Source organism: Clostridium cochlearium, assembly GCF_900187165.1.
Lineage (GTDB): Bacteria > Bacillota > Clostridia > Clostridiales > Clostridiaceae > Clostridium_G > Clostridium_G cochlearium.
Genome location: NZ_LT906477.1, coordinates 908,479 through 933,211, shown reverse-complemented (window position 1 = coordinate 933,211; position 24,733 = coordinate 908,479). Strand labels below are relative to the sequence as shown.

General features: G+C 26.8%; 19 protein-coding genes, 1 pseudogene and 1 CRISPR repeat array. Of the genes and pseudogenes, 3 read left to right on the top strand and 17 right to left on the bottom strand.

What is annotated here, in order from left to right; translation table 11 throughout:
* Nucleotide 1 precedes the first annotated feature (1 nt).
* Entirely contained in the window at nt 2-1,423 is a 1,422-nt protein-coding gene (locus tag CKV72_RS04510; protein ID WP_242955743.1) for a methyl-accepting chemotaxis protein, read from the bottom strand.
* A gap of 273 nt (nt 1,424-1,696) precedes the next feature.
* On the opposite strand from CKV72_RS04510, the pseudogene CKV72_RS04505 reads away from it, so the two are divergent.
* Nucleotides 1,697-1,900 (top strand): annotated as a pseudogene (locus tag CKV72_RS04505) (PLP-dependent transferase); the annotation flags it as partial.
* A gap of 72 nt (nt 1,901-1,972) precedes the next feature.
* Here the strand turns inward: CKV72_RS04505 and CKV72_RS04500 are convergent.
* The gene (locus tag CKV72_RS04500) at nt 1,973-3,913 is read right to left on the bottom strand and encodes an NAD(P)/FAD-dependent oxidoreductase (protein ID WP_089867519.1); all 1,941 of its coding nucleotides are present in this window, start codon (nt 3,911-3,913) and stop codon (nt 1,973-1,975) included.
* Between the two features lie 131 nt (nt 3,914-4,044).
* On the opposite strand from CKV72_RS04500, the gene CKV72_RS04495 reads away from it, so the two are divergent.
* Nucleotides 4,045-5,484, top strand: a complete 1,440-nt coding sequence (locus tag CKV72_RS04495) for a PucR family transcriptional regulator (RefSeq protein WP_095177606.1) — start codon at nt 4,045-4,047, stop codon at nt 5,482-5,484.
* A gap of 103 nt (nt 5,485-5,587) precedes the next feature.
* Here the strand turns inward: CKV72_RS04495 and CKV72_RS04490 are convergent, their stop codons facing one another.
* The 8 genes from CKV72_RS04490 to tnpA form a co-directional block, all read right to left on the bottom strand.
* Nucleotides 5,588-5,779 (bottom strand): hypothetical protein, encoded by a 192-nt coding sequence (locus CKV72_RS04490; protein WP_095177604.1) that lies wholly within the window; start codon nt 5,777-5,779, stop codon nt 5,588-5,590.
* An 83-nt stretch (nt 5,780-5,862) separates the two neighbouring features.
* Complete coding sequence (locus tag CKV72_RS04485; RefSeq protein ID WP_181814539.1) at nt 5,863-9,150, bottom strand: type I restriction endonuclease subunit R; 3,288 nt, start codon at nt 9,148-9,150, stop codon at nt 5,863-5,865.
* 21 nt (nt 9,151-9,171) lie between these two features.
* Nucleotides 9,172-9,891, bottom strand: a complete 720-nt coding sequence (rhuM, locus tag CKV72_RS04480) for a RhuM family protein (protein ID WP_095177602.1) — start codon at nt 9,889-9,891, stop codon at nt 9,172-9,174.
* Nucleotides 9,892-9,966: 75 nt separating this feature from the next.
* Nucleotides 9,967-10,170, bottom strand: a complete 204-nt coding sequence (locus CKV72_RS04475; RefSeq protein ID WP_095177600.1) for a hypothetical protein — start codon at nt 10,168-10,170, stop codon at nt 9,967-9,969.
* Between the two features lie 122 nt (nt 10,171-10,292).
* Nucleotides 10,293-10,715: a restriction endonuclease subunit S gene (locus CKV72_RS04470; protein ID WP_242955742.1), complete on the bottom strand. Its 423-nt coding sequence runs from the start codon at nt 10,713-10,715 to the stop codon at nt 10,293-10,295.
* Between the two features lie 128 nt (nt 10,716-10,843).
* Nucleotides 10,844-12,478 (bottom strand): IS66 family transposase, encoded by a 1,635-nt coding sequence (gene tnpC, locus CKV72_RS04465; protein WP_095177366.1) that lies wholly within the window; start codon nt 12,476-12,478, stop codon nt 10,844-10,846.
* An 89-nt stretch (nt 12,479-12,567) separates the two neighbouring features.
* Nucleotides 12,568-12,918 carry an IS66 family insertion sequence element accessory protein TnpB gene (tnpB, locus tag CKV72_RS04460; protein WP_095177365.1) on the bottom strand — a complete coding sequence of 117 codons (351 nt, stop codon included), beginning with the start codon at nt 12,916-12,918 and terminating at the stop codon, nt 12,568-12,570.
* A complete protein-coding gene (gene tnpA / locus CKV72_RS04455) occupies nt 12,912-13,244 on the bottom strand; it encodes an IS66 family insertion sequence element accessory protein TnpA (RefSeq protein ID WP_095177364.1) in 333 nt (110 codons plus the stop codon). Before tnpA ends, tnpB begins: the two co-directional genes overlap by 7 nt.
* A 97-nt stretch (nt 13,245-13,341) precedes the next feature.
* Here tnpA and istB point away from each other — a divergent pair, with 97 nt between their 5' ends.
* Nucleotides 13,342-14,037: an IS21-like element ISCbo2 family helper ATPase IstB gene (gene istB, locus CKV72_RS04450; protein WP_095178360.1), complete on the top strand. Its 696-nt coding sequence runs from the start codon at nt 13,342-13,344 to the stop codon at nt 14,035-14,037.
* Nucleotides 14,038-14,100: 63 nt separating this feature from the next.
* Nucleotides 14,101-17,028: a CRISPR direct-repeat array (repeat unit 29 nt; unit sequence ATTTACATATCACATAGTTAATATAAAAC).
* A 208-nt stretch (nt 17,029-17,236) separates the two neighbouring features.
* Here istB and cas2 read toward each other — a convergent pair.
* From cas2 to cas8a1, 7 genes are all read right to left on the bottom strand, one after another.
* Nucleotides 17,237-17,500, bottom strand: a complete 264-nt coding sequence (cas2, locus tag CKV72_RS04445) for a CRISPR-associated endonuclease Cas2 (protein ID WP_095177598.1) — start codon at nt 17,498-17,500, stop codon at nt 17,237-17,239.
* A gap of 4 nt (nt 17,501-17,504) precedes the next feature.
* Nucleotides 17,505-18,491, bottom strand: coding sequence for a type I-B CRISPR-associated endonuclease Cas1b (cas1b, locus tag CKV72_RS04440; RefSeq protein WP_095177596.1), 987 nt, complete (start codon nt 18,489-18,491; stop codon nt 17,505-17,507).
* A complete protein-coding gene (gene cas4 / locus CKV72_RS04435; RefSeq protein WP_095177594.1) occupies nt 18,491-19,012 on the bottom strand; it encodes a CRISPR-associated protein Cas4 in 522 nt (173 codons plus the stop codon). Before cas4 ends, cas1b begins: the two co-directional genes overlap by 1 nt.
* 15 nt (nt 19,013-19,027) lie before the next feature.
* Nucleotides 19,028-21,337, bottom strand: a complete 2,310-nt coding sequence (locus CKV72_RS04430; protein WP_095177592.1) for a CRISPR-associated helicase/endonuclease Cas3 — start codon at nt 21,335-21,337, stop codon at nt 19,028-19,030.
* Nucleotides 21,338-21,398: 61 nt separating this feature from the next.
* Nucleotides 21,399-22,130, bottom strand: coding sequence for a type I-B CRISPR-associated protein Cas5b (cas5b, locus tag CKV72_RS04425; RefSeq protein ID WP_095177591.1), 732 nt, complete (start codon nt 22,128-22,130; stop codon nt 21,399-21,401).
* Nucleotides 22,131-22,138: 8 nt separating this feature from the next.
* Nucleotides 22,139-23,041: a type I-B CRISPR-associated protein Cas7/Cst2/DevR gene (gene cas7i, locus CKV72_RS04420; protein ID WP_095177590.1), complete on the bottom strand. Its 903-nt coding sequence runs from the start codon at nt 23,039-23,041 to the stop codon at nt 22,139-22,141.
* Nucleotides 23,031-24,731, bottom strand: a complete 1,701-nt coding sequence (cas8a1, locus tag CKV72_RS04415) for a type I-B CRISPR-associated protein Cas8b1/Cst1 (protein WP_242955741.1) — start codon at nt 24,729-24,731, stop codon at nt 23,031-23,033. Before cas8a1 ends, cas7i begins: the two co-directional genes overlap by 11 nt.
* Nucleotides 24,732-24,733 lie beyond the last annotated feature (2 nt).

Here is a 24,733-nt window from a genome sequence, read left to right as displayed (position 1 = left end):
CTTACTGAAATAATTGTACACCTTTTTCAGTTTGCTTTTTCACCTCTGATATTATTTTATCCATACTATTAAATATTTCTTTTGATATCTTTTCAGCATAATCATAATACTCTTTAGCTTCATGTTGGTTTTCTTCCTTTACCGCTTCTAATACTTTATCACCTAAAGTATGAAATTTTTTATGGATACCGTCAATATTTTTCCATTCATCTAAAATTGAAGGGTGTGTTGCTTGTATAGAGTTGTAAAAATGACCAAATGCACATTTGTTCCCGTTAGTTTGTAGAGGATATATTCTCATTTCATTTACAATAGTTCTTAACTTTTCTAGCCAATTTTTATGAGCTTTTTTTGCCTTTTCTATATACTGTAAAAATTCTTCATTACTAATAGCATTGCTAGTACCTTTAAGTCCATCTATCATTTCTTTTAAAACCTCTGTTAATAAATTATCTATGTCAGAAATTTTCTTTGCATAATTTGCACTTTTCAATGCATCATCATGAATAGTATTGGTCATAAGGCTTAATTTTTCTGCATCCTGAGTAGATGTATCCATAGCTTTATTGATTTCTGTTGCAGCTACATTTATGCCACTCATAGCTTCATTAATTTCATATATACTTTTAACTGAGTTCTCAAGCATGTCCACATTACTTTTTGTAGTATACGTTATAGCATCAATTTTTTTACTCATCTTTTCCGTAGAAGATATTGTATTATCCATACTCTTTTTTCCTTCTCTAGAGGTATTTTGGATGTTACTTACAAAATTCCTCATATTTTGAAGACTTCCTTTGGTATCATCCGCTAATTTACGAATCTCTTGAGCCACTACCGCAAATCCTTTACCATGTTCTCCTGCACGTGCAGCTTCAATGGATGCATTTAAAGCTAATAGATTTGTTTGACTGCTCATAATATTTGCATTATTCATTACTTCTTCTTTTAAATTATTGATATCTTCAATTTCAGTAAGACTTTTATGATTTTCCTCTATTAAATCCTTAGAAGATATGGATAGATGTTCTAAAGTTTTAGAAGTATCTTCTATAGTATGATTAACTTGATTCATACTAGCTGTAATTTCCTCTACTACTGCTAGATTTGATTCGCTAAGTTGTGACATTTTTTCTGCAAAATCAATTAATTCATGGGAAATACTAGACATTTCTACATCAAAATCACTTAAAGATGCATTTATATCTAATAAATTTTTTGCTGAAGATGACATAATTTCTTCATTAGAAAAAAGTTTTTTATAATTATTTAATAATTTAACATGTATAGGATATTGAACCTTTGGCTCTGGAGTTTTATTGCCTTTCATTTTCTCTTCTACATATTCAATAATATTATTTGCCTCATAACATTGCTTGTTTTCAGAACATGCATTTTTTCTAAAAATATTAAACTTTTTCAAGTATATTCACATCCTTATATTTTACATTTTATTTTACAAATCGATGTTATTATACCATATATTTCATTATATCTGTATGTTTCATGTTGAAAATTAATTATTATTTAATTTAAGATATTATTCTATATTTAAAATATTTTTTAATTACCTTATTTTTAAAGTAGCAATACATTGTAACTTAAATAATTGAAAAACATCTTATCAAGAGCGGTTGAGGGACTGGCCCTATAAAACCCAGCAAACTATAAGCAAAGTATAAAGCAGGCTATTTTTATGAATAAAAATTGGGGCAAAGGAACAATTTGTGTACAAGGAGGTTATAATCCAAAACCTGGAGAAGCAAGGGTTCTCCCTATATTTCAAAGTATCACCTATAAATATGAAGATCCTGATCATGTAGCAAAACTATTTGATTTAACTAAAGAAGTACATATGTATTCTAGAATAAGTAATCCCACAGTATACGCTTATGAAGAAATAGTATTCTTGTTATCAGATATAATCTTAAACTTCATCTAATAACAAGAATACTATATTTTTACATAACTATTATTCTAACACGTAAGCTTTTTCAAAACCTGTATGTATAGCATTAGCTATTCTTCCAGGTTTATATGTGTCTCCAACAACTTTTACAATTGAGAAATGTTCTTCTAATTCGTCTAATAGTTCTCTTCTTGATCTAACCCCTAGTGAAAGAATTACGTTGTCTGCTTTTATAGTACTTACTTCACCATTTATTGTACTTTCCACTTTAATATTTTCATCTTCTATGCCTATTAATTTAGTAGAAGTTAGAAATTCCACTCCATATTTTTTAAGTCTTGAAGTTACATCATATAAATTCGATGCATAGGCATCTCCTCCTATTTTATCAAGCATTTCAATTACTGTAACTTTATTTCCTTTATCAGCAATATATTCTGCTGTTTCAAGTCCAGTAAGTCCTGATCCTATAACAACTACATTGCTATTGATAATTTTAATCTTTTCCTCTAATACGTCAATTACTGTATATACATTTTCTTTATTTATTCCAGGTATATTAGGAACAATTGATTCAGCACCTGTAGCTAAAAATACGGCATATGGATTTAATTCTTCTAAATCTTTTATAGTTGGTGATGTATTTAATCTTATTTCCACTCCTAATTCTTTTATTTGATATTCCATATTATCAAGAAGCCAATTTAATTTTTCCTTTAAAGGTGGCTTACTTCCTAAATAAACGCTTCCTCCAAGTACATCTTTTTTTTCAAATAAAATAACTTTAAAGCCTTTTAATGCAGAGATTCTTGCAGCCTCCATTCCTGCAGGTCCTCCTCCTATAACTACAACTAATCTTCCTTCGCCATTTTTCTCAATTTTATTATATTCTAATTCTCTGCCCATACGAGGATTTACAGCACATTTAGTACAAGATCCTTTAGATAATTGTTCTATACAATATAAGCAAGATATACACGGTCTTATTTCTTTTTCTCTTCTTTCTTTTGCTTTTTTACCCCATTCAGCATCAGCTAAAAGTCCTCTGCCTATAGCTACAAAGTCTACATTTCTCTCTTCAATTAATTTTTCTGCAAAATCTGGTTTTCTTATAACATCACAAGCAATAACAGGTATATTTATAGAATCTTTTATGGTTTGAGCAAGATGTCTTTTCCAACCTTGAGGATATGAAATAGGTTCTATAATGGTTACTCCTGATTCGTATGTACCTGAGCTTACATTTATAGCATCTACTCCTATACTTTCTAAATAAACACATGCTTTAACTGATTCTTCTAAGGTTAATCCTCCTTCTACAAATTCATCTCCATCTATTCTTACTGAAATAGGAAAATCTTTTCCACATACGCGTTTTATTCCTAATATAATTTCAGTTATAAAATTCATTCGTCTTTTGAAATCTCCGCCATATTTATCTGTTCTAATATTTGTTAAAGGACTTATAAATTGTCCAATTAAGTAACCATGGGCAGCATGTAATTCTACTCCATCAATACCTGACATTTCAGCTATTTTAGCTCCTTTAATAAATTTTTTTACTAACTCTTCTACCTCTTTTATTGTTAATTCTCTTGGCTCTTCTCCAATTGTTTTACAAGTTATTGAACTTGGCGCTACTATTTGTTTCCCACCTATTAGTTCTCCATGTGACTGTCTTCCTGGGTGATGCAATTGAAGAAATATCTTCGAATCATGTCTATGTATGGCTCTTGCTAATTTTTCTAATCTTGGGACTTGATATGCATCTGTAGCACATAGCTGATTAGGCGTTCCTATTCCTGTTTCATTATCTATTCTTGTTATTTCTGTTATTATAAGGCCACATCCACCTTTAGCCCTTTCCTCATAATATTTTATAATTTCATCTGATGCTTCTCCTGTTGAAGTAGCTAATGATGTACCCATAGCTGGCATAACTATTCTATTTTTAATTTCTAATTTTCCTATTTTGCCTTTCTTAAAAAGATTTTCATACTTCATATAAATCTCCTCCCTATATATTTGTCAATAATATAACATATATATCTTTTTATTCCTATATATGTTATTTACAAAAACCATTGTGTAATTTGTGCACAATGCACTATAATATATTAAAAAGGAGTATTATCATGAACTCAAACTTTTATGATATTTATAATTATTTTAAAGACATTAGTAGAAATATTTTTATGAATAATAAGCCCTCAAAAATAGTAGATACCAAACTTATAACTAAACATCAGAATATATTTTTAACTGATATTTTATATGTAGGTAAAACTTCTTATTTGCCAAAAGAAATATACAAATCAAATTATTGTAATCTATTGCTTATAAATGATGCACATATTCCTATAGATAAATTATTTAATACATCTTGCAATAATATAATAGAACTCAATGGTGATCAAGATATCTATGAAGTATTTAATAAATCAAAGGATTTCTTATTTAATAATTTAGAGATAATAAATAATTCTGCTATTCTTTTAGATTCTATTCTTAAAGAAAATAGCTTAAATAAAATAATAGAAATTTCTTCAAAGCTATTAGACAATCCCTTAATTTTAATAGATAATAGTTTTAAAATAATAGCTTATTCCAATTCTTATGATATAACTGATATCTATTGGAAGGAAAATATAAAGAATGGATATTGCTCCTATGATTTTATAGTTGCAGTAAACAAAATTATAAATTTAAAAAAAGCTTCTAAAAATCATGATACCTTTGAAGTTATATGTGGTGAAAATCCTGTAATAAAATTAGTTTGCAAAGTTACAATTGATGAAAAAGTAACTGGTTACTTATTAGCTTTATCTTCTAACAAACCTTTTTCTGATAATGATAACGATACATTGAAATTGATTAGTAAAATAATAGGAATGGAAATTAAAAAAAATAACTTATATAATAATATTGATAATATAGCCTACGAAAATTTACTATTGGACTTATTGGAAGATAAAATTTTAAACTCTAAAATATTATCAGATAGGCTTAAAAATATTAAACATAATTTAGGAAAATACTTTTATGTTTTTTCATTTGATATTTCAAACTATAATTTAAATGGTAAGAAAAATAACTATTTAAGCAAAAACATAACAAACTTATTTCAAGGTAAAAATTCTATATATTATAAAAATAATATAATAATGCTTTATGACTTTAATGATATAAATCTTGATATAAACAAAGCAAAATATACGTGGGAAAAATTTTTAATAAAAAATAATATAAAGCTTGCCATAAGTAAGTCATTTATAAATCTTTTAGAATTCAAAAAATATTATATTCAATCTTTAAAGGCTTTAGAGTTAGGGAAGATATTAAAACCTAATTATCACATAGTTTTTTATGAAGAATTACAGTTTTATGATTTAATTTCTTTTATAAATAAAGAAATTAATTTAAAAGAATATTGTCATAAATCGTTAAAATCTTTGAATCAATATGATGAAATTAATAATACAAATTATTACCATACCCTATTTTTATATTTAAAAAACAATCAAAATTCAACTTTAACAGCTAAAGACTTATTTATTCACAGAAATACAATATAACAAGGGACGGTTAATGAAATTTCACCAATACTATGGTGAAATTTCATTAACCGTCCCCCATACCCATAACAACAGTTTAAACCAACTTTTCTAAATAGTATATTTATGGCATATCTATTTCAATTGAAGTTACAGATGAATATACATCATCTAATTTATCACAAACATCTGAAATAGAATTATACACACCTATACCTTTTAATTCTTCAACAGATTCTTTAAGTTGCTCTATATTAAAATTCATGTCATTTATACCATTTCTAATTTCTTGTAAAACCTCTATTAATTCTTCCATTTTATATACCTCCTAATGTAAATCACTATAATCCGTTCTTAAATATATTTTAAACTTATCTTTTCTATCTTAGTTTCATAATTTTAAACCCTATACTCCCCTTCATTTTCTGCTACTTCTTCATAATATTCATAACTTTCCACATTACCACACATTAATTCTGCTTGTCTCATTACAGTTTTCAATGCATTTTTAGCTTGTTCTGGTGGATAGTCATATTTTTTTAGAAGTCTTTTTATAATTCTTCTCATACCTGCTTGGGCACTTTTTCTTACACTCCAATCAATAGTTACATTTCTTCTAATAGCTCTAGTTAATTCATGGGCTATTTTCTTTAAGACATCATCTTCCATAAATTGCTTTACAGCATCATCGGCAGTTAAAGCATAATAAAAAGCAATTTCATCCTCATTCATTCCTAAATCTTTTTCATTTTCTGCATCTTTTTTCATTTCCTTTGCCATTTTTAAAAGTTCTTCTATAACTTCTACATTAGTTATGGCTTGATTTCTATATTTATTTAGTGCTTTTTTAAGCTTTTCTGAGAACTTTTCTGACTTTACAAGGTTTTTTCTCTCCATGGTCTTTATATTTCCTTCAAGTAGTTTTTTGAGCATTTCTGCAGCTAAATTTTTATATTTAATATTTTTTATTTCTTCAAGAAACTCTTCAGATAAAATTGAAATATCAGGTCTTTCCATACCCATAACATCAAATACATCTATAACTTCTTCTGATATTATGGAACGCTGGAGCATTTGATTTACTCTTTCTTCTATTTCTTTTTTAGATTTTTTCTGAACCTTTTTTTCTTGAAGTTTTGTAAGACTTGCTTTTACTGCTTTAAAATAACTTACTTCAAGTGCACATTCTCTTCCCTCAGTTGTAGCTGCACATAAAGAATGAGCTTTTGCAAGTTCTACTGCTATTTGTTTAAACTCCTTTTGCTCCTTTTCTGGTTTTCCTAAAATAAAGTTCATTCCACCAGTAATAGCTCTAATTCTTGCTACCTGTGATGTACCCATATAATCTGAATAGTCAAATTCATGCATTATATTTTGTAATATTTCAAGCTTTTCCTGCATAACCATTACTGCGGCAGAAGTATCTATTCCAGTATTTTTTCTATCATTATCTGTATACTCATTTAATGCCTTTTTAAGACTTTCAAGAATACCTAGATAATCAACTATAACTCCACCTGCTTTATCTTTAAAAACTCTATTAACCCTTGAAATTGCTTGGATTAAATTGTGACCTTTCATAGGCTTATCAATATACATAGTATGCATAGAAGGAACATCAAAACCTGTAAGCCACATATCACGAACAATAACTATTTTTAACTCATCACCATTATCCTTCATTCTTTTAGCAAGAGTATCTCTTCTTTGCTTTCCTCCAATATGCTTTTGAAGTCTTTCCTCATCCCCAGCACTTCCTGTCATAACAATTTTAATTTTACCCTTGTCCAAATCATCACTATGCCAATCTGGTCTCAATTTTATAATTGCATCATATAAATCCACACAAATTCTTCTGCTCATACACACAATCATTGCTTTTCCATCTATGATTTTAGATTTTTCCTCATAGTGATTTACAATATCCAGTGCAAGTTTTTTAATTCTATTAGGTGATCCAACTACTGCTTCAAGCCTTGACCATTTGGATTTATTCTTTTCCTTTTCATTCTCTTCTTGACCTTCTGTTATTTCTTCAAACTCTTCATCTATCTTTTTAAGCTCCGCATCATCACTTTCAAGTTTTATTACCCTATTTTCATAATATATTTTAACAGTAGCTTCATCCTCCACAGCTCTTGTCATATCATAAACATCTATGTAATGTCCAAATACTGCTGGCGTGGATTTATCCTCACTTTCAATTGGTGTTCCTGTAAAACCTATAAAAGAAGCATTAGGCAGTGCATCTCTTAAATATTTAGCATATCCATATTTTACTTCACCTGTTTTCGTATCTGTTTTTGCTTCCAATCCATACTGGCTTCTATGCGCTTCATCTGCAATAATTATTACATTTCTTCTATCTGTTAAACTTGCCTTCATTTCATGGGCAGGTTTACCTGCCCGTGGAATGAAGGCAGGTAAATCAAAGTCTGGTTTAAACTTTTGAATAGTTGTAAATATAATGCCACCAGATTCTCTATCATTTAACAAATCATAAAGTCCATTAATTTCTTTGGTGTTTTCTTTAGCTTGCTTAGCTTTCTGTTCATCTGTTAATTTCCTTACATCAGCTTGTTTTGGGGTTTGTCTTAACAAATCTTCTGATTTTGAGAAGGTAGTATATAGCTGATCATCCAAATCATTTCTATCTGTTATAACTACTATAGTTGGGTTATTAAATTTTTTTACTAAAAGTGCCGTATAAAACACCATAGTAAAGCTCTTTCCTGAACCTGTAGTATGCCAAACAACACCTATTTTTCTATCTCCATTAGCACTTGTAGCTTCTTTAGTTTTGGCTAATGCTTTTTTAACAGCAAAATATTGATGATATGCAGCAAGTATTTTTATTATAGTTTTTTTATCTCCTATTTTATTACCATCTAAATCTTTTTCTTCTTCTTTAGACTCTTGAAACAAAATAAAATCTTCAATTATATCAAGAAGTCTGTCTTTTTCAAACATACCTTTAAATAAAACTTCATACTGAGGAACAGCTAAAGATTCGATATTTTCTCCATCTATGGTTCTCCAATTCATAAACCTTTCTTCATTAGATGTTATAGTTCCAGCCTTTGCATTAATTCCATCAGATATTACACAAAAGGCATTATAGTTAAATAAAGATGGTATGTCTCTTTTATAAGTTTGGATTTGATTATAAGCATTATGGGTTCCCACATTTTCATCTGAAGCAGATTTAAGTTCAATAACAACTAAAGGAATACCATTTATAAAAACTATTAAATCAGGCCTTCTCTCTTCTTTTTCAATAATGGTAAATTGATTTGTCACTAAAAACTCATTATTATCTTTATTTTCAAAATCTACAATATAGGCTCTCTTAGTTCTTATTTGTCCTTTTTCCATATAAGAAACTTCTATACCTTCTGTTAAAAGTTTATGAAAATGCCTATTATTTTCTATAAGAATTGGACTGTTAAAAGTTATAATTTGTCTATAGGCATCTTCAAGAGCTTCATTAGGTAAATCTCTATTAATTTTAAATAAAGCATCCTTTACTCTATCCTTTAAAATAACTTCTTTATAATCTTGTCTTTCTGGATAATCCCCATCACAGGATATATCAGGAGCAAAAATATAGCTATAACCCATGTCCTGAAATATCTCTATGGCTGCTTCTTCCAATAAATCCTCTGTAAAATTTTCCATAAAACTCAAAACACATCCCCCTTTTTATGTTTATTTATAACCTTTTAAATAACTCTTAATTTCTTTATCAAAATCTGATTCATACAACCTATCTTGTTCTATCCTAAACTTTTCATATTCACCTTCAGCTAATTTTTTTGCCACTTCTGCTGTATGTCCTGTAATTGCCCAATGTAGTTTATTTTGTACTGTAGCATAAAAAGTTTTAGTTACTTGTGAATTTTTATCATAATCAATACTACACTCTGCATATATATCTGTAATTTTTTGATAAAATCTTCTTTCAGAAGCTCTTATCTCCCTAATGCGTTCTAAAAGTTCATCAAAATAGTCTTTTCCAAAATGAACACCATTCTTTAATCTTTCATCATCTAATACAAAGCTCTTTATAATAAATTCTCTCAAAGTTTTAGTAGCCCAAATTCTAAATTGAGTACCTTGGATAGACTTAACTCTATATCCTACGGATATAATAACATCAAGATTATAATATTTTGTTTTATATTTTTTACCGTCATTAGCAGTTGTCAAGTATTCCTTGACAACTGAATCCTTATCCAATTCACCTTCAGTAAATATATTATTTATATGCAAACTTATATTTTGCTTCGTTTTTCCAAATAATTCAGCCATTTGAGCTTGAGTAAGCCAAACGGTTTCTCCTGAGAATAAAACTCCTAAATTTATATTTCCATCCTCAGCTTTATAAAAAAGTATTTTCCCTTCTTTTGGTTCTATGTTTTCATTCACTATTGTATAAACACCCCTTTTTAAAATTGAGAGTTGAAAATTAAATTAACTTCTCACCCTCCATTATATATTTTTTCATTCAAACAATTTTTTAAGTAACTTAAAAATATCAAAAGTAGTTCTATTATAAACCTTGTTATAAGCATATTTTTTAGGATCTCTAAGCCATCCCCAACCTCTTGGCATTTTAAATCCTGCCCTATGAATAATCTGTCTTTTAATGCTTGTTCTTGCTGATATTCTTTTCTTTAAACTAGGTTTACGCATTCCAAATTTCATTAAACAACACCCCTTTTTTGAGTTGAGAATTGAGAGTTGAAAATTGAAAATTAACTTTTAATAATTTTCAATTCTTCTTTAATTTATTAAACAATTCTCCATTCTCCATTTTCAATTTTCAATTATTTTAGTGGTACTCTTATTTCTCCTGACATGAGTTTTGGGAGTAAAGTATCTCTTAATTTTATTAAATTATCATTTTCTATTAAATTATTATTAACTAATATATATAGACTCCCTACTAATTTTTCAAAATCCAGCAGTTTATCACATACAGGTATTACAACTTTTTGATTTTTAATATCAGTTTGCGTAATTAACGGTTGTGTAGAACCTCTATTTAATGAACTATAATCTATAGTTTTTAATATTTGATTAGTATATTCATAGTATTTTGATTTAATAACTAATGTATTATCTGAAGCCCATACCTTACTATTGAATCTCTGAATAACTCCATGAGTTCCAACTCTACCAATAACTAAAATTGGTTCATTATAATTATATCCTTCCACATAACCCATAATTGTACTAGCACCTACCAATGGAATTATAAATTCCCCACCTATTTCTGTTGATTTTTGTAAGCGTCAAAGTTTTAGCACCTTTAATAATTCCAAGAATAGTATTAAAATATCCTAGTAAGGCAAGAATATGCTTTACTAGGATTAATTTATTTTTTATCTTTAATTTTCATATTTTCAGGAATCTTATCATTCCAAGGCATAAGATTCTCTAAGCTTTCGCTATCGTATATATCTATCTTTGATAGATTATCAAATAGATAGACTAAGTACCTTTCTACAACTAAATTATTAGCCTTGGCAGTTTCAACAATACTATAAATATTGCTACTTGCAGTTGCACCCTTAGCAGTGTTAGCAAATAAGAAATTTTTTCTTCCTATAACGAAAGGCTTAATTGCTCTTTCCGCAGCATTATTATCAACTTCTAGAGAACCATCTAATAATACATTTTTTAATCCTGGTAAATGCTTTTTAGCATACTCAAGTGCCTTACCTAACGGACTTCTTGGAAGAGCATCTTTTATTTCTCTTTCAACATAATCAATAAAGTTATCTATAATTGGAGCTAGTTTCTCAGTTCTTATTTTAAATCTAATATCATAATAATTTTCATCATTTGAATAAGATTCTCTAAGTTCTTTTTCAAGTTTATAAATTTGCTCACAATAATTAAACCCTATTATTGCTCTAGAATTTTTTAGGGCTTCTTCATCTAAATCTACTATTATATTATGAAAATATCTTCTTATGTGAGCCAAGCAATATACTCTTGTAGCTCCGCTAACGGAATTGTATCCATTATATCCATCCGTTTGGAGAAAACCTTTAAAATCTCCTAAGAAATTTTTAGGGCAAGAGCTTGATCTAGTGCTTTGGTAATCATATAAGATCACAGGCTTAGAGTTAGTATTACTCATATATAACCACATGTACTTTTTAGATTTAGAATCTTTGCCATTATCATTAATTACTTTAAGAGTAGTTTCATCAGCATGAATGTAATTACGGCTAAGCAATTCTTTTTTCATATGGTTATATATCGGCTCTAAAGCATCTGCTGCAGACATAGTCCAATTGCATAGAGTTTGCCTTGAAAGAGTAGCTCCCATCATATCAAAGTAAGTTTCTTGCCTATATAGTGGCATTGCATGTTGATATTTAAGTATTAGAGTATGTGCAATTAACTCATTTGAGGCCATGCTATTATAAAAAATTGTTTTAGGGGCTTCTGGTGAAATTATTTTACTTTCACCAGTGGCTCTTTCGCATGTTTTACAAGCGTAGCTATAAATAACATGATCCTCAATTATTAATTTAGCAGGAATGTATTTAACAATCTCTTTTCTAGATTTAACTCCGATAGGAGTAAGCTTTTTACCACATTCTCTGCAGTTAAGATCCTCACCTTCTAATTTATGTTCAACAACAACTCTTTCCAAATTAGCTAAATTATCTTTCTTTCCAGTATAATTGCTTTTCTTAGCTCTTTTATATGTAATTTCCTCTAAAGTAGGTTCTTCTACCTTTGAATCACTATGTTTTTCAGCCTCGTTAAAAAAAGATAATTGATTAACATCTACTTGTTCACTGGATGCTCCAAATATCTTTCTATTTCTATTAGATATAACACCTTTTAAGAATTCTAATTCATTTTTAAGTTTTCTTATTTCTTCATCTTTTGAGCTTAATTCTTTATCTTTTTCATTAATTTCATTTTCCATTTTTTCAATTAATGCTTTTGTATTTTCATCAAGCTCATTAGTTAAAAATTCGTGACTCATAGTTACCCCTTTAGCTTTATTTGATATTTCTATTATACCACAAAACCCTTGAAATTACTATACTTCAAGGGTTCAAAGTTGATATTTTTTTAATAATAGTTACTTGCTTTTACAGGTTTAAATTTAGATTTTGTTCTTACTTCATAGCCTTTTAAAAGCCAACGTAATTCATCAATATTAATCTTTAATGCATCGGCAGCTGTCGCTGGCCATTTGAAGCGATTAGCTTCTAAACGGTGATAATATAGCCAAAAACCTTCGTCAAAGTGAAGAATTTTTAATTTATCCATTTTCTTGTTGCAAAAAACAAATAGTGCTTTATCAAAAGGATCTAACTTAAATTGGTTTTGCACTATCATAACTAAACCATCAATACTTTTTCTTAAATCCGTATAACCGCAGGCAAGATAGACTTTTTCTACCTTATCTATATTTAACATTTTAGAATTAACTCCTTAATTATTGCTGTTATTAAAGTAGCTTCGCTAACAGGAATAAGGATATTAGCATTGCCTACATTAATTTTTACTTCTTTTAATGTAGATTTATTTTCTTTAGTATTATCAACTTTACTATTCAAAGAAATAGGCTGAAAAACAGGTTCTTTACTTTCAATTGCCTTTTCTACTCTTTTTTTATGGTAATAAAATTGACTCTTATTAAGGTTATTCTCAGCACAGAAATCTTTCACTGTTATTGTATCTTTAACAGAGTTAAATTTATTTAAATATTCCTCCCAAGCATCATTATCTAATTTTTTATACATAAGTAAACCTCCCATTGATAATCTTTTACTTAAGTTTATCAATGAGATGGTATGTTTTCTAGATACTTAATTTTTGACGCTTACAAAACTTAAACAAATGATTAATCATTTAGACGAAGTCATTGATTTTTCTACCAAAAATAATTTATCCTTTGTTGATGCTCTTATTAAGCTTACAGCTTATGAAATAGATTTTAAAGAAGCCAATATGATTAAATCTATGGTAAAAGTAGGCGCTTTTCCTCATAAAAAAGAGGTTAAAGACTTTGATTTCAGCTTTCAACCTAGTATTAATAAAGAGCAGATATTAGATTTTTTAACGTTACGGTTTCTAGATACACAAGAAAATATAGTATTCCTAGGTCCTAGCGGAGTAGGAAAAACGCATCTTGCCACATCTATAGGAATTGCGGCAGCAAAACGTAGATATAGTACATACTTTATTAAATGTCATGATTTATTGCAGCAATTAAAACGTGCAAATTTAGAGAATCGATTAGATTCTAGACTTAAACATTTTAGTAAGTATAAGCTCCTAATAATCGATGAACTAGGCTATCTACCGATAGATAAAGAAGACTCTAAATTATTTTTCCAACTCATTGATATGCGATATGAGAAAAAAAGTACAATTTTAACGACTAATATAAATTTCAATGCATGGGATGATATTTTCTATGATCCTGTTATTGCAAATGCTATCTTGGATAGAATATTGCACCATGCTCATGTTGTACCTATTAATGGAAAATCTTATCGCTTAAAAGATCATTTTAAAGATGACGATGAGTAAAAAACTACATTCTTAAATGATCAAAAAGTTACATTTTAATCTTGACATTTATACCATGTCCTTATTTACATATCACATAGTTAATATAAAACATTCTTGATTAATATTTTTTCTAAGTTCATCACTAAAATTTACATATCACATAGTTAATATAAAACGTATCTCCACTCACTCATGTTTTATAAAAAAGGATAATTTACATATCACATAGTTAATATAAAACACATCACCAAATCCAAAACTCTCATAATCATTTTCATTATTTACATATCACATAGTTAATATAAAACTAGGGATTACTTGTACTGTTCCTTTACCATTCCATAAATTTACATATCACATAGTTAATATAAAACAAAGGAAAGGATGGTCAAATGAAAATAGCAATAAGAAGATTTACATATCACATAGTTAATATAAAACTTGATGTAATAATCACTAATCCACCTTTCAATATATCAATTTACATATCACATAGTTAATATAAAACAGATGTAACAGAAAAATTCATAGAGGTATGGATCATCATTTACATATCACATAGTTAATATAAAACTTAGCAATGATTTTGAGAAGATTTGCAACAGATACAAATTTACATATCACATAGTTAATATAAAACTTTTTATTCTGACACATATTATATAATATAAATAAATTTACATATCGCATAGTTAATATAAAACATAAATCTGCTATCTTTTATGCATATTCCAGATAACGAATTTACATATCACATAGTTAATATAAAACCCCTAAAAAGTAAAACACAAACTTTAAAAAACACCAATTTACATATCACATAGTTAATATAAAACATTATCACGATGGAGGGATTATTCCTACCTACGACATATTTACATATCACATAGTTAATATAAAACATTAAATATTCCAACTAATAAAGATTCTAATGAAGTGATTTACATATCACATAGTTAATATAAAACTTTTCAAATTTGAAAAGTTATTTTACAATATAGACAATTTACATATCACATAGTTAATATAAAACTCAAGTTGATAAGTAGTTTTATACTCTGTAACATTTATTTACATATCACATAGTTAATATAAAACAATACACTTAATACAGAAATTATAACAATATATACAAATTTACATATCACATAGTTAATATAAAACGTTTTTATTTTCTTTAAAATTGGTAGTATATCTTTAATTTACATATCACATAGTTAATATAAAACAATACAAGTTTCTACAGCAGCGTGTATCTTACTAAAGAATTTACATATCACATAGTTAATATAAAACCCCATCCGTCTACTACATATACCCCGTTGTCTCCTTCATTTACATATCACATAGTTAATATAAAACAAGAGCAATAGCAATTCTTTCCATTGTATCTTTTGTATTTACATATCACATAGTTAATATAAAACGCCAACTACGCTATCATGACATTAATTGAGTTGAGAGATTTACATATCACATAGTTAATATAAAACTAGGAGGTTGCTGTATAAGTTTTTAGATGTGTGTGTAATTTACATATCACATAGTTAATATAAAACTATCTACTTTCTTGTCTACATTTTCTATATCTTCTTTAGATTTACATATCACATAGTTAATATAAAACCTAGCATACAAATTTTCGTTATCCTCTTCATTTTCTCCATTTACATATCACATAGTTAATATAAAACGCACGCCTCCAACTCGTACAACATGCGTAGAGTGATCGATTTACATATCACATAGTTAATATAAAACGTAAATTCCCAAAGCACTTGCAATACCATATACTATATTTACATATCACATAGTTAATATAAAACATAGTAAATAAAATAGTAACTAACTATAAGCGACATGATTTACATATCACATAGTTAATATAAAACGTGCTGGAGGAATAAACAATGAATAACATAAAAGAATTTACATATCACATAGTTAATATAAAACATAGTAGATATGAATAAGTTCCCACACATGCTAATTGGATTTACATATCACATAGTTAATATAAAACTATACTTTTGTATGGCTGTAGCCAACGTCAATTCCATTTACATATCACATAGTTAATATAAAACTGTTTAATTAATTTACATATTTTATATATCTATTCTTAATTTACATATCACATAGTTAATATAAAACAATTATTTAAAATTGCTACCGCGACTAATATATAAAGAATTTACATATCACATAGTTAATATAAAACTAATATTTGAAAAAGATACAAGAAATTATAAAGCGATATTTACATATCACATAGTTAATATAAAACTCATTAACCCCTATTGTTATATTTCCAATATTATCGGATTTACATATCACATAGTTAATATAAAACATTATTTCTTTAAATTCTTCTATTTCTGCTATCTTTGGATTTACATATCACATAGTTAATATAAAACTTATGTCGATGAAAATAGTGGAAGTATTACCACAGGATTTACATATCACATAGTTAATATAAAACGAGTTATAGAACACAATAAATCAGTTCGGCATATAAGATTTACATATCACATAGTTAATATAAAACTAGAACTCTTAAAAGAAGTTGAAAATAACCAATATACATTTACATATCACATAGTTAATATAAAACTATAAGTAAATTAGCAAGCGAAGAAGATGCAAGTATGTATTTACATATCACATAGTTAATATAAAACAATGTGTTCTACATTACTTAAATTCATATCACCAGTATTTACATATCACATAGTTAATATAAAACAGTTGCCATTGCTAAAAATCCACCTGCTGCAATAGAATTTACATATCACATAGTTAATATAAAACCTCTAAACCAATATCCTCCATACTCTTAGTTATAACATTTACATATCACATAGTTAATATAAAACTGTATTTGCTTTAAGTTGTCTAGTAGCTTCTAAATAATTTACATATCACATAGTTAATATAAAACCGTGCCCAATGCAGTGGTTCTGGCTTAAATATCGTAATTTACATATCACATAGTTAATATAAAGCCCCCCTAAATTTTAAATACAGCCAAAGCATTGAAATCACTAAGTTTGTTCCATATCAAGTATATCATAAATTTAAAGTTTTTGCAGTAAACCTTCGATAATGTTTTTAGGTATTTTAAAAAACATCACTCTAATTTAGTTAAATCAATAATTAGAAGTGGTTTTTTTAAATTTTACCTTTACTGCAGATTTACAAATAAAACTTTACTTTACAAGAATAAATCATTAAAACTTTTCTCAATTCCTATTACACTTTTTGTTATATTTTTAGAATTCTTTACAATGTATATATATACTGAATCCGAATTTCTATTTACTATCTTATCTATTTCACATAAACACTTATGAAGTTTACCTTCTGTTATTTCACCTTCAAAAACAGAATTTTGAGTCCATGTTAAATATTTTTTAAGTAATTTTCTAACTCTATTTATCCTTTTCTCTTCCACATCATATGTAAGTATTACAAACATTATATCACCACCAAGCCTTTAACGCTTTATACTTTTCATCACCTATTAGATGTTTTATTAATTTATAACACTCTAATCTAATAAACATCTGATAAGAAACCTTTCTATTTAAGCTTCTATGTTTAACAGTTGTGTGAAGTTTTTTCTCATAATTTAAAATGAATTTTTTTCTTCCTTCTTCATTTAAAAAACAAATTCCCTCTTCAAATAAAAAGTCTTTATTTCTTATAATGTTATTATTCACCAGATTAAATATAATTGGATCTATTATCAAAGGTTTAAATATTTCAGCTAAATCCAAACTTAAAGAAAATCTTTTAGTAGAAGGCTCATGCAAATAACTTACTGTAGGATTTAACTGAGTTTTATATATCTCACCCAAAACTGTAGTATACATAAGACTATTCCCAAATGATATTAATGCATTTATTGGGTCTGTAGGTGGCCTTTTTTCCCTTTTTTTAAATTGGAATATATCTTTTTTCAATATACTATTAAATGCCTCATAATATATTTTTCTCATTCTTCCTTCTGCACCCATAAGCACCTGAATTGTATTCGCCTTTTTTACATTTTCTCTTTCAATTTGTATCTTCTCCATAAGATTACTAGTTTTATCTTTATATCTTCTCAAATTTCTAAGTATATGATGTGCTGCACTTTCTATAAAGCATTTTGCTAAATATAATCTTTTGTCATAATAATGATAATGTATTGCTTGGTTTACTAATAAAAATCCTGAAACATTCTTCTCCCTTGGATAATAACTTCCAGAGTAATACCCATAATAATTATAAAAATTAAATATAACACCATATCTGCTAATGTAATTTAAAAGTTTAGTATTTAAATCTACTTCACCAAATAAATGTATTTTATCTACTTGTTCTATAGGTAATGCTCTTTTGCTACCATCTTTATTTAAAAAATATATAGTATTATCTTTGCGTTTTATTCTTCCATTATTAAATATATAATAATCCTTAAACATTAATCATCCTCCTCCCTTACAAAGCAAAAATTATAATATGAACATTTTCTACAATAAGGTAATCTTATTAATTTAGGAGGACAATTACTATTTTCTATATTTTTAATATCTATTAAAGTTCTTTTTATTTCTTCTTCTAAATCTTTAGTAAGCTCTATTTCTTCAATTCTCTTTTCTTTTACATACTTTATCATACCTTTTTTGTATATACCTATATTTTTTAAATAAAATAAATAATAAACTAACTGCATTTTATCTGGTATAGGCATCTTACTACTTATCTTTACTTCTTTAACATAATCATCTTCTAATATATCAAGCCTTAATATATCATCTATTAATACTTCTTTATTTTTACTCCTTTTATAAGAATTTTCATGTACTAATTTTCCACTTAACACCCTGTCACTATTCTGTTCCATAGTTATTCCCTTTGAAAATAACCATAATTTTCTTTTACACACATAATAATAATTTATTTTTACCCCTTGAGTTTTAAAATTATCTAAATTAAATTTCATATAATCACCTAAACTCTACATAAATTGATTTTGTTCATTAAATTCTTTCATATTTTCTTTAGGTCTTTCAAGACCTTTTGCATTGCTATATTTATAAGCCATCACAGGTATTTCTACCTTTTCACTTATTTCAACAAAATCATGAATATATCCATTTTCATTAGCACGTTTAAATTCATACGTAGGTATAGAAATCACAAATTTATTTATATTGTTTCTAGCTATTATCCTTGCGTTTAATTTATTAGTATTGTTAATTAAATCTGCATTCTCTTGTATAAAATCTTTATTTTCCTCATAAACCTCTTTAGGTATTATATTAGTATTTTCTATATTCCTTAAATTAATATCCTTTTTATTATACTCAAAAGCCTTTATATCACTCATTTTATCTATTACATTTTTTATCTTGCTATAATACTCAGTATTTCCTAAGTTTTCAACAGAATAGACCTTCTCTACTAAATTCATTTTATCCACTTCATTAATTTCTTTTCCATCACTACTTCCTACATAATTTATTAAAGCTTCTTTAGATAAATTAAATATATCTTTATCTATTATGGATTTATCACTATTTCCAATTCCGGAAGTGAACTTATTAGCTCCAACATAAACATAAATATTTGTAATATTATCTTTTAAAGTCCTATTTCTATATACCCTACCCATTCTTTGAAATAATCCAGATATATCGGAAAGCTCTGTATATAATAAATCAAAATCTATATCTAAGCTTGCTTCAACTACTTGAGTTGTAATCCATATACCACACTGTTTATTTTCTAATTTACCCATAGTTAATATTTCGTCTTCTTTTTTTCCTCTATCTTCTTTTGTAAATCTACTGTGTAACATGTTTATATAATTATCTTTTACTAAACTGTTTTCAACTAATTCTTTTTGCAACACATCATATATTTCCTGAGCTTTTTTTACTGTATTTACTATAACCAAAATCTTTTTATCTTTATAATTTTTCTTTAAATGCTCTACATTTATATCTTCTTTTATAACGTTTAGTTTGTGTCTTAATTGCATCTTTCCTTCTACTTCTTTATAAAAAGGTTCAGGAATTTTTAAATCTTTTACATTATCTTTTATAAAATGTGTAAACACTGGAGGTAATGTAGCAGTTACTATACTAAACTTTCCTCCCATTTCTGTTATTTGCTTTAACGCTACTATTAAATATGCTACTAACTCTGGAGAATACATTTGGATTTCATCTATTACAAGCTTAGAATAAGAAAGTGTTGCTAATTTTAATTCATATCCTTCATATTTGAATATAAAATCTATTAATTGGTCTAATGTACAAACAGTTAGCGGAAGTGATAATTGTTTAGTTTTATTTATATATTCCTTATCTAATTCATTATTATTTCTTTTTAAATACTCTAGAGAAGTTTCTGAGTGTAACAATGCAGTATTTTCTTTTCCAAATTTTATTTTATCCACAATTCTATCATAAATGGCATTTATAGATACTTTTAAAGGTAGTGTAAAAAAGCCTTTATTATTTCCTATCCAAAATAATGCTGCTTCAGTTTTTCCAATACCTGTAGATGCTCTTATTATATTATTATCCTCCTGATGAGTTATCATATATTCTTGAAGTTTATTAGGTTTAAAACCTCCAATTTTTAAATAATCATAGGTCTTTTTAAATAAATTTTTATTTTCTATTTCTACAGCAATATCCCCACTAGCTGAATAATCAATCTTATTTAATAATCCCTTAGTAACTATGTATTGTTTAGCAACTTCATTTGAATCCCTTTCGTCTGGAATTCTTCTTTTAACATATTTTATAAAAGATGGATTAAGCTTTTCTATTTTAGGTATTTTATCATAATTGAATTCATCTATATAATTACTTAATTCTTCTTTAACTATAATCATTAAATTGTCATGGTTTTCAAGCTTATCTCTAGTATGATGATAATATATACTTTGATATAAAATTCTTAATTCATCTTTACTATATTTTTCTTTTAACTCTTGTTTAGGTAAAAAAGCAGCACTTAAATATCCATGAGGTATTTCATCTATTTCATAAAAATTATCTTTAAGTTCTTCTATAATATCATCTCTACCCTCTTCTAAACTTTTAGCATTTAATTTTTTTATCAATTTATTTTGAAATTTTATGTTCATTTTCCCTAAATCATGATATAAACAAGCCAATTTTAAAATGTACCAATCTAAATTTTCTACATTAGGATAAATTCTCTTTAAATCTAAAAAATTTTTATATAATTTATCAGTATGTTCTATAATTGTTTCCCTATTTTTAGTTTTTGCAAGAAAAGGATTTCCCATTATTACTTTCCCCTTTCACTTTTAATTGTAAATAATAAAGATAGAGAAACCTCTATCTTTATTATGCAAAAAATACCAAATCCCCTGAAGAAATATCTTTATATATCTCAGTATCTTCTGTTATTGTATTTTTTCTCATAGCTCCATGAATAACCTCTACTTTATTCCACTGCCTAATTTCTGTACCTTTTTTAATAGACACTTTTTTATAACTTTTATTTAGTTTATAAACAGTTGCATTAGATACAAAATCATCTAAATCAAAATACTTTATTGGAATATACGCATCATATTTTAAACTTGTATCTTCTTCTAATTCGGATTGCTCTATATCTACTAATTTAACATCTTTTATTACTGCAATATCCTCTCTTCTTCCTAAAGATATATATTCTTTAGGTGATTTTAAATTTTCATATATTAAATTAAGTAATGTTTCATCTTTAGGTTTTATATGGATCAATAAGTTTACATCTACCAATAATTCGCAAGTAGATACCCCTCTAATAGCACCATAGTATTTTGAGTCCCCATAAAGTTTTATATTATGTCTTCCTTTTTCAAAGGTGGCCCCTGCAAACTCATATCTAGTATATAAATCATTGACCTTAGAATGATAATTTCCTTGTATACTTACATCCATATCTTTATATTCTTCAAAACCACATATAGCATGTATCATACCTATTACCGTTGAATATGGTGGCAATGGATATGTTTCTTTTAATTGAAAGCTTGTAGGTTTTTTATAGTTAACTAAGTTCTGATAAATTTCTAGTCTAATTGCCTTCATTAAATCACCTACTTATTTTCTAAATAATATTTATTAACATTAGACTGTAATTTTTCAAAAAACTCTCCTATATTTATAGAATTTAATTTTTCTTTTATTTCATTGTCATTTTCAAATATTCCATTTATTAATCCAATGTAAGTATTCTCTTTAATTCTATTATCCATATTATATAAATCTTCTATTATATCTACTACCACTTTATTCTCTTTTACCTTTAATCTATTTTCAAAGAAAGGATTTTTTATATCATAAACTCCCCCAATAGCAAATATAGGAGATAAATTTTCACGTCTACCCTTTATATCTCTATATAAAAATTTAATTGTATCCAATAATTTATTTACCCTTTTAGCTTTTTCTTCATTAGGTATTTCAAGAATATTTCCTTTTTCATCTTTTTCATTTTCATCTATTCCAACTTTATCTAAATCCATGGTTATAGTATAAGCATAATAAGACTTATGAATTTCACTTTGGGCAATATTTCCCCCATCTTTTAGTTCTTTTCCCTGAGCATTATATCTATCTAATAATCCTTTATTAGTTAAAAAATCTAAATCTGCATTAAAACTTTCTAAAGCTACTGCATTGGATAATCTTACTATAGCTGAACGATTTCTTGCTGGTTTTTTAGTTTTCATATATCCAAATAGGTCTATTTCAGCAAAGTCTTTTATAGTAGCTTCTGGAGCAAATTGAATTACTGAACCATCTACAGCTAAAGGAGTATTATCTTCCTCCATTTGATTAATTATATTGTATCTAAGAGCTTGTCTTGATATATAACTATAACTTTCTCCATCTCCCCTTGAAATCTTTTTAAGTGCTGTAACATTTCCTATACCTTCTCCATAGTTAGCACTTTCTGCTTCAAATATAAAACTTGCTGTTAATCCCTTATTTATCATTATTTACTTCCTCCCCACTTTTTTTAAATTTTTCTTCTCCCTGTAATCCCACTAAAAATGCATATCCTATAGTTTGAAATTTATTTTTATCATTTAACACATTTATAAAACTAGTTGGTATTTCCATGTTTAAATACATATATGAATTAATTATGGTATCCATAAATCTAGATACATTTTTAGTTTTAAGTGAATTTAATAATCTATAAGATACTCCTCCTAATTTATTTAAAGCTTTTCTATTTTCATATCCTTTTCTAAGCTCTGCTCCTCTACATTTAAAACTATAAATAGCTTTATCATTTATACTACCACTTACCATACCTATCTCTTCTCCCCTTTCCAACAAATTATTATTTATTTTAAGCATCATTTCTATAAACTGAAGTCCATTGAATTTTCCATCTAATTTTAAGTATGATAGTTTACTTATAAGGTCAAATAAATTCTTACCCTTATATATTCTGTCTAAAACTTCCCTATAAATATTTATATATTCATTAGTTCCTACCTTAGCATGAATTTTAATCATAGACTTTAACATATTTCTATGTTTGCATATAATGTTTAACTTTTCTTTAGATATTATATTAAACGTATAAGGTCTTCTTTCATTTTCTGAATTAAGCTTTATTATTTGAATATTTTCAGTTTCCCTTTCACTTTTATCTATAGATACTTGTCCAATACTATCTGCTATATTAAAATAACTCTCTTCTTCTAATTCATCTATAGATGTAGTAGTATCTAAAGAATGTTTATTTATTCTTATTAAATTTTTTATGCTAGAGTTTTCATTTATAAAAATTCCTCTTCCATTTAATGTAGTAAATCCTGCTGGAACACAAGAATATACTAAGTTACATATAGGACATATATAGGCATCTCCATTCATGTTCCAAAAGTGGGATGATTTTCTAGACATATCCACCCCTATTTTATTTATCCAAGCAAGTCCAAATGTTTCCTTTAAACTAGATACCTTTCTTCCGCAAGTAAAACAGTAGTATTTCGCTTTTTCTTTGTCGCTATTTAAATAGGTTTTAGTACTATCTAAAAAATATCTTTTAAATTCTTCATACATATCTTTATTATTACTCTTTTGATTAAGAAAACTTACTTTTTCCCAAAATTTTTGAATTACATCATATATTATATTTTTAGCTAATATGTATCTCTTAATCTCATCTCTTTTTAAATATTCTATAATTTCTTTTATAATCTCTATCTGCTTTTTTATATCAACCATAACGTCATTTATGTTTTGTTTTTTAGTTATTTTTATTTTTTTTATCTCTTTTTCTTTTTTAACTAAATCCAATTCCTTATCATTTATAACTAAATATGCACTTTTATAACTATTACTTTTTAATTTATTTTTTAGGTTTTCTATATATTTATTTATATATTTTAGATCCTTAGATGAAATAATATTTAAGTCTAAATTGTCCATATAATCTTCAAAACTAATTAACCTATACCAAGATGTAAACTTTTCATAAGTCCCAATAAAATAATTAAAATACTTTTCTTCAAAATTTCCTAAACATTCACTTTCAAATTCCACATAGTTAATATTACTATCATCATAATCACATTCATTGTATTTTAAAATATTACAAATTCCAACAATTCCTGCATTATAAAGCCAATCTGATTTTTCTAATTTTATCTTAGCTATTTTTTTCACCT

What these genes read in the sequence shown, in the direction of transcription:
- cas5b (WP_095177591.1), bottom strand. Translation starts at nt 22,130, where the DNA reads ATGAAGGCAATTAGACTAGAAATTTATCAGAACTTAGTTAACTATAAA.
- tnpB (WP_095177365.1), bottom strand. Translation starts at nt 12,918, where the DNA reads ATGTTAAATATAGATAAGGTAGAAAAAGTCTATCTTGCCTGCGGTTAT.
- cas7i (WP_095177590.1), bottom strand. Translation starts at nt 23,041, where the DNA reads ATGATAAATAAGGGATTAACAGCAAGTTTTATATTTGAAGCAGAAAGT.
- CKV72_RS04495 (WP_095177606.1), top strand. Translation starts at nt 4,045, where the DNA reads ATGAACTCAAACTTTTATGATATTTATAATTATTTTAAAGACATTAGT.
- cas2 (WP_095177598.1), bottom strand. Translation starts at nt 17,500, where the DNA reads ATGTTTGTAATACTTACATATGATGTGGAAGAGAAAAGGATAAATAGA.
- istB (WP_095178360.1), top strand. Translation starts at nt 13,342, where the DNA reads ATGATTAATCATTTAGACGAAGTCATTGATTTTTCTACCAAAAATAAT.
- tnpC (WP_095177366.1), bottom strand. Translation starts at nt 12,478, where the DNA reads ATGAGTCACGAATTTTTAACTAATGAGCTTGATGAAAATACAAAAGCA.
- cas1b (WP_095177596.1), bottom strand. Translation starts at nt 18,491, where the DNA reads ATGTTTAAGGATTATTATATATTTAATAATGGAAGAATAAAACGCAAA.
- CKV72_RS04490 (WP_095177604.1), bottom strand. Translation starts at nt 5,779, where the DNA reads ATGGAAGAATTAATAGAGGTTTTACAAGAAATTAGAAATGGTATAAAT.
- CKV72_RS04475 (WP_095177600.1), bottom strand. Translation starts at nt 10,170, where the DNA reads ATGAAATTTGGAATGCGTAAACCTAGTTTAAAGAAAAGAATATCAGCA.
- CKV72_RS04500 (WP_089867519.1), bottom strand. Translation starts at nt 3,913, where the DNA reads ATGAAGTATGAAAATCTTTTTAAGAAAGGCAAAATAGGAAAATTAGAA.
- CKV72_RS04430 (WP_095177592.1), bottom strand. Translation starts at nt 21,337, where the DNA reads ATGGGAAATCCTTTTCTTGCAAAAACTAAAAATAGGGAAACAATTATA.
- cas4 (WP_095177594.1), bottom strand. Translation starts at nt 19,012, where the DNA reads ATGAAATTTAATTTAGATAATTTTAAAACTCAAGGGGTAAAAATAAAT.
- tnpA (WP_095177364.1), bottom strand. Translation starts at nt 13,244, where the DNA reads ATGTATAAAAAATTAGATAATGATGCTTGGGAGGAATATTTAAATAAA.